The following is an 11,831-nucleotide window of genomic DNA, read 5'->3' as shown; positions in this document are numbered from 1 at the left end:
ACCATGCCTGCGTTGAACGCAGGCATGGTGGCCTTCACTGCGGTTGCCCTCAGCAGGCGGCGCGTTCGGGGATCGTGCCGGCCGGGACGGTGTCCAGCTTCCACTCGCCGTCCTCGTGCGCCAGCGGGAAGGCGAGGCGCCACCGGATGCACGGCTCCGGCAGGTCCGGCGGGGCGTCGGTCACGTCCTGTGTGCTCGTGAAACCCACCAGGACCGTGAGCCGCTGCTCCGGCGCCACCTCGATCCGGTGCACACGGATGCTGCCGTCCTTGGTGCTGCGGTAGTTCGCCAGCCATTCCCGGCGCGGCTGCGCCTGCACCCGTTCGGCGACCACGGTGGTGGACCAGAGGTCGTAGTCGCCCCCGTTGATGGCGTCGAAGTGGGCCTGCAGCAGCTGACGCACGGGCTCCGCCTCGGGGTGCGCCGCGGCGTCCGCAGTGAGTTGCACAGTCCCTGGCCCGGGCTGCTGCTCGGGAGCGAGCGATGGCGTGGTCGGCTGGCTCGCCGCCACGTCCTCGTCGTCGGGAGGCTGGTAGATCTCACGCGCCAGCAGACCGCCACCGACCGTCAGCGACACCACCACGATGAGCACTGGCACGAGCCAGCGCGGGCGAGGCGGACCTGGGGGCACGCCGCAAGGGTAACCAGGTGGTTCAGCCCACCTGGTGCAACCAGGTGACGGGCGCGCCGTCGCCCGCGTGGCGGAACGGCTCGAGTGCCTCGTCCCAACTCGCGCCCAGCAACTCGTCGAGCTTGTGCGCGAGCTGCTCGCCGGCCCTGCTGCGCGACACGAGGCTCCGCAGCTGGTCCTCGCCCACCACGATGTCGCCGTTCGCGCTGGTTCGCGCGTGCCAGAGGCCGAGGCCGGGCGCGTAACAGATGCGCTGCCCGTCAACGCCGGGGCTGGGCTCCTCGGTGACCTCGAACCGGATCATGGGCCACGCCTTGAGCGCCCCGGCGAGTTTGCCTGCCATGCCTGCGGGCGCGCGCCAGTCACACTCGGCGCGGAGCTGTCCCGGGGCGGCAGGCTGCGCCGTCCACTGCAACTCCACGCGGACACCCAGAGTGCCCGAGATCGCCCACTCGACGTGCGGACAAACCGCAGACGGCGACGAGTGGACGTACACCACGCCACGAGTGCTCACTGCTGACCTCCGCTGCTCGACGAGGGGCGTCTTCCCCTACGACCTCGCGAACCACGAAGATCCGAAAGCGCTGTGACACTTCATGGGCCATTCTGCACGCAGCTCACCCATTTGGCCACATGAGCACCAGAAATCACACCGGCCAGTGAGCATTTTCAGGGAGCAAGGGAGCTTTACTCCCGTCAAACGAGAGCAAAGCTCCCTTGCTCACCCGGAGACCACACCGGTGGGTGAATCAGGCGGGTCCGGCGCCGAGTGCGGTCGCGGCGGCGACCACGTCGACGAGCCCGGTGCCCTTGTCGAAGCTGGACGTGTAGGGCCCGTCCTGCTGGTACGGAGCCCCGTCCCGGTACTTGTACGCCGTCGACTTGAGCGCGTGCTCGATCTCGCCCGGCGTGGCGCCCGGCTTCGCCTGGAAGAGTTGCGCCACGATGCCCGTGATCTGCGGCGCTGCCATCGACGTCCCGCTGATCACGTTGTACGTGCCCAGGTCGAGAGGGCCAGGGCCGTTGACGGCCTGCAGGCCCGTGGAGCAGATGACCAGGTAGGGCCTGCACGCGGACAGGATGTTCTCGCCCGGCGCCGAGATGTCCGGCCAGCTCTGCCGCACGTCCGCCGCGCCCCGCGACGAGTAGTCCGACACCGTGCCGTCACGCGTGCCCGTGCCCTGGTCGTTGAACGACGCGACCGACACGATGCCCGGCGTCGGATCCTGACCGGCCGGGTTGGACAGGTTCTCGCTGCCGTCGCCGCCGTCGTTGCCGTTGGCCCAGACCGTCACCACGCCCTCGGCGGCCAGCGCCCGCTGTAGCTTCACCGTCGCCGACTGCGGGTCGAACTCCCCGCCGCCGCTGGGCCCGTAGGAGTTGTTGATCACCTTGATCGGCGGGCACGCCTGCGCGGACACGCCCGCGCCGCACGGCGCCCGGTGGTTCTCCAGCACCCAGTTCAGTGCCGCGTCGGCACCGAGCACCACCAGCGCCGCGCCGGTGGAGAGTGACACGATCTTCGAACCCGGCGCGGATCCACCCACCCGGGTGCCACCCGACAGGGTGAGGTCATTACCAGCCGCGATGCCGGTGACGTGCGTGCCGTGGCCACCGAGTGAGAGCGTGTCCGTGTCCACGGTGTTCGGCAACCGCGTGATGCAGCCGGTCGCCGTGCCCTGCACGCACAGGCTCTTCAGATTCGCGACCACCCGGCTCGCGCCGTCGGGCCCGCGGAACGCGGGATGCGTCGGGTCCACGCCGGTGTCGATCACCGCCACGCTCACGCCGCTGCCGTCGAGCGGGCGGCCGTCGGCTCCGGTCAGCGTCTCCCTGGCCTCCAGTGCGCGGGTCGCCGTGGTGCCCGTGCTGGCGTACATGCGCACCGGGTCGTTGTTCTCGACGTAGGTGACGCCCCGCGCCGAGCGCACGGCGCGCACCTGGTCGGCCGTGCCGGACGCGGCGACCACGCCGATGCGCTCGAAGCTCGTGATCTTGGCGAGCCCGGCCGAGCGCACCGCGCTCTCCGCCGAGGCGAGGTCGGCTCCGTGCACGAGCGCGGTCACCGGTGCTGTGCCCGAGGCCGAGGACAGCAGTGCGGAAAGGGTGTCCGACACGGGCGCGAGCGGCTCCCCGGCCTGGGCCGGAGTGACACCCGACAACGCGAGCACCGCGGCGGACGCGGCGATCCACAGTGGCCGGAGAGAGCGGGTCGAGGACCGTGAACGCATCTCGTCCTCCAAAACGGAGAGATCGACAGTGACCTACCAACGAGTAAGTACTCAACTAGGTGACGGTGATCGCTGTCAATGACTACCTTCCGTATCGGGCACTCGCGCACGGTCAGGTACCTTGTCGCGCTAGCGTGTGAGCGCGAGGCACGGCTTCAGGGGAGGTTCGCGTGCGACTCGTCCGGTTTCCTCGGCAACCCACCCGCGTCTCCGAGGACATCCGCGCCGCGCTCGCGTCGCTTGGCCGCGGCCGCAACGTCGTCGGCGGCGTCGCGCTCGCCGGGGTGCGGCCCGCGGGCGCGCCCAGGGCGGTCGACGCCGTGCTGATCGTGCCGGGCGGCGTGCTCGTCGTGGTCGGTGTCGACCTGCCCGACCCCGCGATGCGGCTCGACGCACCACTCGACGGGCAGTGGCGGACCGACGGCTGGCCGCTGGTCAGCAGCGACGAGGCGGTGAACCCCGGCATCGAGGCACTCGCGCTCGCCGCCACGGTCGCCGAGCGCGTCCGCGCCGTCGAACCGGACGCCACGCTGGGCACGGTGATCGCGGTCGGCCCGTTCGTCGAGACCGTCGAGCAGCCGCCCGCCGACCTCGCAGGCCCCGTCCGCGTCGTCCACCCGACGCCGACGAGCATGCTCGCGGCCGCCGTCTCACTCGCCTCGGCGGAGCGGCCGTTCACGGCGCAGCAGGTCCGCGCGCTCGTCCAGGCACTGGAGCCCACGGCGCCGGAGCAGGACGACGAGACGCTCGCGGCCGAGGGGTTCACCACCGAGGAGCACCCGCTCGCGCTCGCGCCCGAGACGGTGCCGATCGAGCATCCGACCAAGCCGGCCGCCACACCCGTTCCCGTCACCGTCGCCGTGAACCCGGAACGGCCGCGCCCTCCACGGCCCGCTCCCCTGCCCAGCCCGCTCCCGGCACCGGCCCGCGCTCCCGCCACACCACCGGTTCCCGCGCCGCGGCCGAGGCGCCCGCGCTGGCAGCCGCTCGCCGCGGCGGGGGCTTTCGTCGCCGTGATCGGCGCGGTGCTCGCGATCGTGCTCACGCGGGGAGGCGAGGACGAGGCTCCGGCGGTCACACCGGCGGCCGTGACGACCGCGGGCGGGGTGGAGTTCACCGAGCGCGCCGCGGGCGCCGACGACGACTGCGCCCCACACGCGACGGGCGACCTCCAGGTCGCGCTGGAGGAATCCGGCTGCACCGGCGTGCGCAGGGCCAGCTTCGACACCACCGTGGACGGGGCGACGGTGGCGGTGTCCGTCGCCGCGCTCGCGTTCCCCGACGAGGCGAGCGCGCAGGAGTTCCTGCGACTCGCCGACACCCCCGGCAGCGGGACGATCACCGACCTCGCGACGGAGACGGAACGCTGGCCCGGCGACGTCCCCGCGTTCGCGAACGCCGCCTACGCGGGCGCGCTCGACGGCAGCACCGTGCGGTTCGTGCTGACGTGCCTGCTCGACGGTGCCTCGCGGCCGGACGACCCCCGCCTCACCGACACCGCCAAGGCGGCACTGAAACTGCCGCTCTGAGCGGCTACAGGCCGTACTCCTCCAGCAACCGCAGCCAGACCTCGCTGATGGTCGGGAACGCGGGCACCGCGTGCCACAGCCGCCGAAGCGGCACCTCGCCCACCACCGCGATCGTCGCCGCGTGCAGCATCTCCGCCACGTCCTGGCCGACGAACGTGACCCCGAGCAGCACCTCGCGTCCGGTGTCGACGATGATGCGCGCCTTGCCCGCGTAGCCGTCGGCGTGCAGTGCCGAACCGGCCACCGCGATGTCGAGGTCGAGCACCCGGTGCCGGTCGTCGCCCGCCTCGGTCAGGCCGACCGACGCCACCTCGGGGTCGGTGAAGATCACCTGTGGCACCGCGTGGTGGTCGGCGGTCGCCGTGTAGCGGCTCCACGGCGTGGTGTCGACGCGCTGCCCGGCGGCCTTCGCGGCCAGCACGTCGCCCACTGCCCTGGCCGCGTACTTTCCCTGGTGGGTCAGCAAAGCCCGGCCGGTGACGTCCCCGGCGGCGTACAGCCACCCACCGTCCACTCCCGACACCAGGCCGGTGTCGTCGACCTCGAGCGGCTCACCGGGTTTCAGGCCGATCGCCTCGAGGCCGAGGTCGTCGGTCGCCGGGCGGCGACCCGTCGCGACGAGCAGCTCGTCGGCGTCCAGCGCGGTGCCGCCGGACAGCTCGACGCGCACGTTGCCGTCCACTGTGGACACCCTCTCCGCGCGCGTCTCGGTGTGCAGGCGCACGCCGTCCTCGCGAAGGCCTTCTGCGACGGCGTCGCCGGCGAAGTCCGGGTAGCGCGGCAACGGGCGTGGACCCGTCGCGATCAGCTCCACCCGCGCGCCGAGGCGAGCCCACGCCTGTGCCATCTCCACCCCGACCACGCCTGCGCCCAGCACGGCGAGAGTGCCCGGCACCTCCGAGGCCGACGTCGCCTCGCGGGAGGTCCACACGCGCACGTCGTCGAGCCCTTCCACCGGCGGCTTCTTGGGCACACTTCCCGTGCACACGACCACTCCGTGCTTGGCCCTCAGCACCGAGCCATCTCCGAGCGTGACCTCTCGTTCACCGGTGATCCGGGCGCGACCGCGCACCGCCTCGACGTCCGCGTCGCGCGCCCAGTCCACCTGACTGCCGTCGTCCCAGTTCGACACGAACGCGTCGCGGCGCGCGAACACCTCGGCCGGGTCGAGCCGGGCGCCATCCGCGACGCCCGGCATCCTGCGCACCGCCGCGAGGAGATTTCCCGGTCTCAGCAAAGCTTTGCTCGGCATGCACGCCCAGTACGAGCACTCCCCGCCGAAGCGCTCGTGTTCCACCAGCGCGGCCGTGAGCCCGCCCTGCACCGCACGCGCGGCGACGTTCTCGCCAACCGCTCCGCCGCCGATCACCACCACGTCGAAAGTCCGCTCAGCCATGCATCGAGCGCACACCACTCACGCTGGTCCCGCAACCTGGCCGCCCCACAAGGGAAAGCACGCTGCCGCTATCCTTGCCGCGCACACGGTTTCAGTACGGGGAGGTCATTCATGGCCAGGAGCACAGCGGTCGAGCTGCTCGACGACATCAACGGTGAACCCGCCGAGGAGACGGTCCGGTTCGCGTTGGACGGCGTCGAGTACGACATCGACCTCTCCGGTGAGAACGCGGAAGGCCTTCGCGAGGCACTGGACCGTTACGTGCGTGGCGGGCGCCGCACCGGCGGCCGCAAGCGCGCACCCCGGATCATCGGCACCGCGAAGCGGCGCGGCACCCGCAGGAGCACCACCGCGCGGAGCACCGAGGGCACGACCGCGAGGAAATCCGCCTCGACCACGAAGTCCGCCCCCAAGACCGCCGCGAAGAGGACTGCCACCCCGAGGAAGACCGCGGCTCCCACCACCGCGAAGCCCGCCTCGCGCGGCCGTACCGCGAAGGCCTCGACCACCACGGCGAAGAGCACGCGCGGCACCACCGCCAAGAACACCAAGAGCGCGGCAGCGAAGACCACGACAACGGCGGCCGCGAAAACCACCAAGGCGAAAACCACCAAGGCGAAGGCCACCGCCGCGAAGGCGACAACGGCCAAAACCGCCCCGGCCAAGCGCACCACCGCCAAGAGCGCTCCGGCGAAGAACACGACCGCCAAGAAGACGAGCGCGAAAGCGGTGACCGCGAAGAAGGCTCCGAAGGCCGCCGCACCGAAGTCGTCGGCCGCGAAGAAGACCGGCGCCAGGAACGCCCGCGGGACCTCGGCCGCAGCCAAGGTCCCGCAGGTCACCTTCTCGGCGGCGGCCCAGTGAGCCGCCGCGGCGTCACAACGCCTTGAGCTCCTCCACGATCTCGCCCACAGACGATTTGGCGTCGCCGAAGAGCATGGCCGTCTTCGGGTCGTAGAACAGCTCGTTGTCGATTCCCGCGAACCCGGAGCTCATCGACCGCTTCAGCACGATCACGGAACGGCTCGAGTTCACACTGAGAATCGGCATCCCGTAGATCGGCGAGCTCGGATCGGACTGCGCGGCCGGATTGGTCACGTCGTTCGCACCGATCACCAGCGCCACGTCGGTCTGCGGGAACTGCGAGTTGCTCTCGTCCATCTCCTTGAGGCTTTCGTACGGAACGTCCGCCTCGGCCAGGAGCACGTTCATGTGGCCGGGCATCCGGCCCGCCACCGGGTGGATGGCGTAGAGCACCTCGATGCCCTTGCTCTCCAGCAGATCGGCCATCTCGCGCACGGCGTGCTGTGCCTGGGCCACCGCCATGCCGTAGCCGGGCACCACCATGACCTTGCTCGCGTAGGCCATCTGGATCGCGGCGTCGCCCGCGCTGGTGCTGCGCACCGGCCGCTGCTCACCAGAGCCGCCCGCCGCCGCGACCGCCGTGCCGCCACCGAACCCGCCGGCCACGATCGCCGGGATCGACCGGTTCATCGCCTTCGCCATGAGGTTGGTGAGGATCGAACCGGACGCGCCGACGATCATGCCGGCCACGATGAGCGCGGTGTTGTCGAGCGCGAGACCCATCGCCGCGGCCGAGAGCCCAGTGAACGCGTTGAGCAGGGAGATCACCACGGGCATGTCGGCGCCGCCGATGGGCAGCACCACCATCACGCCGAGGACCGCCGACGCGACGAGCACCCCGATGATCAGCCATTCCGAGCCGCCCCCCGCCGCGATCACAACGGCACACGCGAGCGCGGCCACCACGAGGAGCACATTGAGCGGCTGCTGGAGCCTGCCGATGCTGATGGGTCGCCCGGAGATCAGCTCCTGCAGCTTGCCGAACGCGATGTTGGAGCCCCAGAAGGACACCGACCCCACCACCGCGGCGAAGAGCGAGGCGATCGCGACGTACAGGGGCTCGTGCGCGAAGCCGTCCGTGGTACGGAACTCGACCCACGCGATCAGCGCGACCGCACCGCCGCCGACGCCGTTGAACAGCGCCACCATCTGCGGCATCGCGGTCATCTTCACCTGGCGCGCGGCGGGAACGCCGACCACGGTGCCCAGCACGATGCCGAGTGCGATGAGCCACCAGTTGCCCATGCCGGGCAGCAAGAACGTCGCGATGACGGCGATCGCCATGCCGACCGCGGCGATCCAGTTGCCGCGCACCGCGGTACGCGGGCCGGTGAGACCCATGAGGCCGTAGATGAAGAGCGCGAACGCGATGATGTAGAGAATCGAGACGAAGGTGGTCACTTCTTCGCCTCCTTAGCGGCGTCCTGCTGCTCCTTGGGTTTCTCCTTGAACATCCCGAGCATGCGGTCGGTGACCAGGAAGCCGCCGACGACGTTGATCGTGCCGAAGGCGATGGCGATCACGAGCAGGATCTTGTTGAGCACCCCGTCGGCGCCCATGCCGAGCACGATCAGGCCACCGAGCAGCACGATGCCGTGGATGGCGTTGGTGCCGGACATCAGTGGTGTGTGGAGTGTGTTGGGCACCTTGGAGATCACGGCGAAGCCGACGAACCCGGCGAGCACCAGCACGGCGAGGCTTTCGACCAGCATCAGTTCACCTCCTCGTCGCGGCCGGCGACACATGCGCCCGCCACCACCTCGTCGGAGAAGTCGATCGCGAGCTTGCCGTCGGTGTCGACGATCAGCTCCAGCAGCTCGGTGAGGTTGCGCGCGTACAGCTCGCTCGCGTGCACGGGCATCTCCGCGGGCAGGTTGAGCGGGGAGCAGATCGTCACGTCGTGGGCGACGATGTCCTTGCCCGGTTCGGTGAGCTCGCAGTTGCCGCCGGTCTCCCCGGCCATGTCGACGATCACGCTGCCCGCCTTCATACCGCGCACGGCCTCCGCGGTGACGAGCGTCGGCGCCTTGCGGCCGGGCACGAGCGCCGTGGTGATCACGACGTCGAAGCCACCGATCGCCTCCGTGAGCCGCCGTTGTTGCTCCGCCCGCTCCTCCTCGGTCAGCTCGCGCGCGTAGCCGCCCTCTCCCGCGGCCTCGATGCCGAGGTCCAGCCACTGGGCACCCACCGAGCGCACCTGCTCGGCGACCTCGGGCCGCACGTCGTACCCGGTCGCCTGCGCGCCGAGCCGTTTCGCGGTGGCCAGCGCCTGCAGCCCCGCGACGCCGACGCCGAGCACGAGCGCCTTCGTCGGCGGCACGGTGCCCGCCGCGGTGGTGAGCATCGGGAAGAACTTCGGCAGCCGCTGCGCCGCCAGCAGCACCGCCCGGTACCCCGCGACGTTGGCCTGCGACGAAAGCGCGTCCATGGCCTGCGCCCGGGAGATGCGGGGAATGGACTCGACGGCGAAGGCGGTGATGCCCGCCTTCTTCATGGCGGCCACCTCGTCGGTGTTGGTGAGCGGGGCGAGGAAACCGATCAGCACGGTCCCAGGCTTGAGCCGCTCGATGTCGGCCACGCTGGGCGGCACCACGGTGAGCACGATGTCGGCGCTCCACGCGTCGCCCATGGTGGCGCCCGCTTCCGTGAACACCTCGTCGGCGAGTTGGGCGCCCGCTCCGGCGCCCTGCTCCACGACCACCCGGAGCCCGCGTTTGGTCAGTCGTTCGATGAGTTTCGGCACCAGCGCGACTCTGCGCTCACCCGGCTTGGTCTCCTTGACCACGCCGATCGTCAACGTCGATCCAGTCGGCGATTCAGTCTCGGTCACCTTGGCGTCCTCTCGGGCCTGCGGTCCGGCGTGGTGACCATACTGGACGACAACGTTATCCAGCTCACGTGACGAGTGTCGCAATCACCACAATTTCGCATACAGTATGCACTATGGTGAGCGATACGGTTGTGGTATGTACTCCACCGAGATCGAGCTGCGTACCGGCGGAAACGCCGTGGTACAGGATCTGACCAAGGAAGCGGAACGGTTTCTCGCCGAGGCCGACGCGGGAGACGGCCTCCTGCACGTCTGGGTCCCGCACGCGACAGCGGGCCTGGCGATCCTGGAGACCGGCGCCGGCAGCGACGACGACCTGCTGACCGCGATCGACGAGCTGCTCCCCCGCGACGACCGCTGGCGGCACCGGCACGGCAGCCGTGGCCACGGTCGTGACCACGTGCTGCCCGCGTTCCTACCGCCGTACGCGAGTGTGCCCGTGCTCGGCGGCGTGCTCGCCCTCGGCACGTGGCAGTCGATCTGCCTGGTCGACACCAACATCGACAACTCCGTGCGGCGCCTGCGATTCAGCTTCCTCGCCGGCTGAGCCGCGCCGCGGCCAGAGCACCACGAGCAGCCCGGCCACGAGCATCCCGCCGAGCACCCAGACGCCCGTGGCGACATCGGGGGCGCCGGACGTGCCCACGAGCAGGCTTCGCAGGCCCTCGGTCGAGAACCGGAACGGCGTCCACGACCACAGCAGGTTCGCGTACGCCGGGTTGAGCATCTCCGGCACCTGGCTCGCCACCGACGGGGCGAGCAGGTAGAGCGGGCCGAGAATCGCCATCGCCCGCACCCCGAGCAGACGCAGCAGTCCGGCCTGCAGTGAGGCGAACGCCGTCACCGTCAGGAACACGAAGCCGACCGTCTCCCAGCCGAGGTGCAGCGAGGAGTCCCACAGCGCGAGGAAACCGACGAGCGCACCGGTCACCAGCACGCTGGTGCCGAGCACCTGCGTGAACCGGGCGAGCGGCGACGGCTTCACGCCCCTGCGCTCCGAGAGCAGCGTCAGCGCCGCACCCGCCGCGAGGCCGCCGACCCACGCGAGCGCGCTGATGCCGAGCGGGGCGAACCGGCCCGCCGCCCCGGTTTCGTGCACTGTCTCCACCGCGACGGGAGCCGTCGTGCCACCCTGGGCGAGCGCGGCCGTCACGGCCTGGCCCGCACCGGTCAGCGCCTGCTGCGCGAGCTGCGTCCCGGTGGGGTTCACCGCACCGGAGACCACGACCTTCGCCGAGGGGCCGCCCTGTGCCGCGGTGAGCTCGAGAACCCCGTAGACCTCCTTGTCCTCGAGCAGCTGCCTGCCCTCGGCGGGAGTGGTGACGCGCCAGTCGAGCACCTCGCCGCCCTGCCCGGCGACCCGCTGGGCCGCCTGGTGCAGCGGCCCGCTCGCCGGTGCCGCGACCGCCACCGGCACGTCCTTGGGCTCGGCCGTGGTCTGTGCGCCGAAGGTGAGGAACCCCAGCACCACGACGGCAAGGCCGCCCACGAGCGCCGTCAGCACCGCGAGCCGTCCACCTCCGCGTGACGTCGGACCAGCCATGCTGATCCCCTCCCAATTCTTCGTCCGTTGAATTCAACGACCAAGGTACGACCGCCGCGACCCAGATGTCAACGTCCGTTGAAAAAGGCTGCCGGTAGCGTGAACCGGGTGACCGCTTCGCCGACCCGCCTCGTGCTCTGGGACATCGACCTGACCCTCGTCGACCTGCGCGGGCTCGGCGGCAGCTGGTACACCGAGGCCCTCGCGTCCGTCGCAGGCATCGCCCTGGAGGCGATGCCCAGGTTCGCGGGCCGCACCGAACTCGCCATCACCACCGAGCTGCTGACGGCACACGGGATCGAGCCGCACGACGAACTGGTCAAGCGCGTGTGGCGGGAGCTGGTGGCCCTCTCGACGCGGTCACTGCCGACGCTGACCGGCCGGGGCCGTGCACTGCCCGGCGCCGAGGACGCGCTCGCCGCGCTCGCCGGGCACGGCGTGGTGCAGTCGCTGGTCACGGGCAACCTGCCGGAGATCGCCGAGCACAAGCTGAGCGCGTTCGGCCTGCACACCCACATCGACTTCGGGATCGGCGGCTACGGCTCGCTCTCGGCGCACCGCCCCGACCTCGTCGAGCGCGCCGTCGCGCTGGCCTCGGCCAAGCACGACACGACGTTCGCCCCCGGCTCCGTCGCGGTGGTCGGCGACACACCGCACGACGTCGAGTCGGCGCTGCGCCACGGCGCCATCGCGGTCGGCGTCGCCACCGGCTGGTACGGAGAGGACGAGCTGCGGGCCAGCGGCGCGCACGTCGTGTTCGGCGACCTGTCCGACACTGCCGCCGTGCTGGCGGCACTGTTGCGTTAG

Annotated in this window: 11 protein-coding genes and 1 pseudogene; 4 read left to right on the top strand and 8 right to left on the bottom strand. The window is 71.0% G+C overall.

Annotation, left to right across the window (positions count from 1 at the left end; translation table 11 throughout):
• Positions 1-49: 49 nt before the first annotated feature.
• The 3 genes from DI005_RS14290 to DI005_RS14280 all read right to left on the bottom strand — a co-directional run bounded on the left by DI005_RS14290 (position 50) and on the right by DI005_RS14280 (position 2,862).
• A complete protein-coding gene (locus tag DI005_RS14290; protein WP_228713886.1) occupies positions 50-631 on the bottom strand; it encodes a hypothetical protein in 582 nt (193 codons plus the stop codon).
• Positions 632-653: 22 nt separating this feature from the next.
• Positions 654-1,145, bottom strand: a complete 492-nt coding sequence (locus DI005_RS14285) for a DUF3145 domain-containing protein (protein ID WP_110342392.1) — start codon at positions 1,143-1,145, stop codon at positions 654-656.
• 235 nt (positions 1,146-1,380) lie between these two features.
• Entirely contained in the window at positions 1,381-2,862 is a 1,482-nt protein-coding gene (locus DI005_RS14280; protein ID WP_113642514.1) for a S8 family serine peptidase, read from the bottom strand.
• Positions 2,863-3,032: 170 nt separating this feature from the next.
• Here DI005_RS14280 and DI005_RS14275 point away from each other — a divergent pair, with 170 nt between their 5' ends.
• The gene (locus DI005_RS14275; protein WP_113642423.1) at positions 3,033-4,391 is read left to right on the top strand and encodes a hypothetical protein; all 1,359 of its coding nucleotides are present in this window, start codon (positions 3,033-3,035) and stop codon (positions 4,389-4,391) included.
• A 4-nt stretch (positions 4,392-4,395) separates the two neighbouring features.
• Here DI005_RS14275 and DI005_RS14270 read toward each other — a convergent pair whose 3' ends face one another.
• Positions 4,396-5,787, bottom strand: coding sequence for an NAD(P)/FAD-dependent oxidoreductase (locus tag DI005_RS14270; protein WP_113642421.1), 1,392 nt, complete (start codon positions 5,785-5,787; stop codon positions 4,396-4,398).
• A 111-nt stretch (positions 5,788-5,898) separates the two neighbouring features.
• Between DI005_RS14270 and DI005_RS14265 the strand changes: the two genes are divergently transcribed.
• The gene (locus DI005_RS14265; protein WP_113642419.1) at positions 5,899-6,651 is read left to right on the top strand and encodes a histone-like nucleoid-structuring protein Lsr2; all 753 of its coding nucleotides are present in this window, start codon (positions 5,899-5,901) and stop codon (positions 6,649-6,651) included.
• A 12-nt stretch (positions 6,652-6,663) separates the two neighbouring features.
• Here DI005_RS14265 and DI005_RS14260 read toward each other — a convergent pair whose 3' ends face one another.
• Genes DI005_RS14260 through DI005_RS14250 form a run of 3 tightly spaced genes read right to left on the bottom strand, consistent with a single transcriptional unit; the run spans position 6,664 to position 9,481 of the window.
• Positions 6,664-8,052 carry an NAD(P)(+) transhydrogenase (Re/Si-specific) subunit beta gene (locus DI005_RS14260; protein WP_112274933.1) on the bottom strand — a complete coding sequence of 463 codons (1,389 nt, stop codon included), beginning with the start codon at positions 8,050-8,052 and terminating at the stop codon, positions 6,664-6,666.
• Positions 8,049-8,363 (bottom strand): NAD(P) transhydrogenase subunit alpha, encoded by a 315-nt coding sequence (locus tag DI005_RS14255; RefSeq protein ID WP_110342386.1) that lies wholly within the window; start codon positions 8,361-8,363, stop codon positions 8,049-8,051. Before DI005_RS14255 ends, DI005_RS14260 begins: the two co-directional genes overlap by 4 nt.
• Positions 8,363-9,481: a Re/Si-specific NAD(P)(+) transhydrogenase subunit alpha gene (locus tag DI005_RS14250; RefSeq protein ID WP_113642417.1), complete on the bottom strand. Its 1,119-nt coding sequence runs from the start codon at positions 9,479-9,481 to the stop codon at positions 8,363-8,365. Before DI005_RS14250 ends, DI005_RS14255 begins: the two co-directional genes overlap by 1 nt.
• 136 nt (positions 9,482-9,617) lie before the next feature.
• Between DI005_RS14250 and DI005_RS14245 the strand changes: the two genes are divergently transcribed.
• Entirely contained in the window at positions 9,618-10,028 is a 411-nt protein-coding gene (locus DI005_RS14245) for a YjbQ family protein (RefSeq protein ID WP_113642416.1), read from the top strand.
• On the opposite strand, the pseudogene DI005_RS14240 reads toward DI005_RS14245, so the two are convergent.
• Positions 9,972-11,024 (bottom strand): annotated as a pseudogene (locus DI005_RS14240) (ABC transporter permease); the annotation flags it as partial. The gene DI005_RS14245 and the pseudogene DI005_RS14240 sit on opposite strands and share 57 nt — an antisense overlap.
• A 108-nt stretch (positions 11,025-11,132) precedes the next feature.
• On the opposite strand from DI005_RS14240, the gene DI005_RS14235 reads away from it, so the two are divergent.
• Positions 11,133-11,831 carry an HAD family hydrolase gene (locus tag DI005_RS14235; protein WP_233520134.1) on the top strand — a complete coding sequence of 233 codons (699 nt, stop codon included), beginning with the start codon at positions 11,133-11,135 and terminating at the stop codon, positions 11,829-11,831.

Source organism: Prauserella sp. PE36 (genome assembly GCF_003311655.1).
In the GTDB taxonomy this organism is placed as follows: domain Bacteria; phylum Actinomycetota; class Actinomycetes; order Mycobacteriales; family Pseudonocardiaceae; genus Prauserella_A; species Prauserella_A endophytica.
Note: the sequence above shows the minus strand (reverse complement) of the source record. Positions and strands in the feature narration are given on the sequence as shown.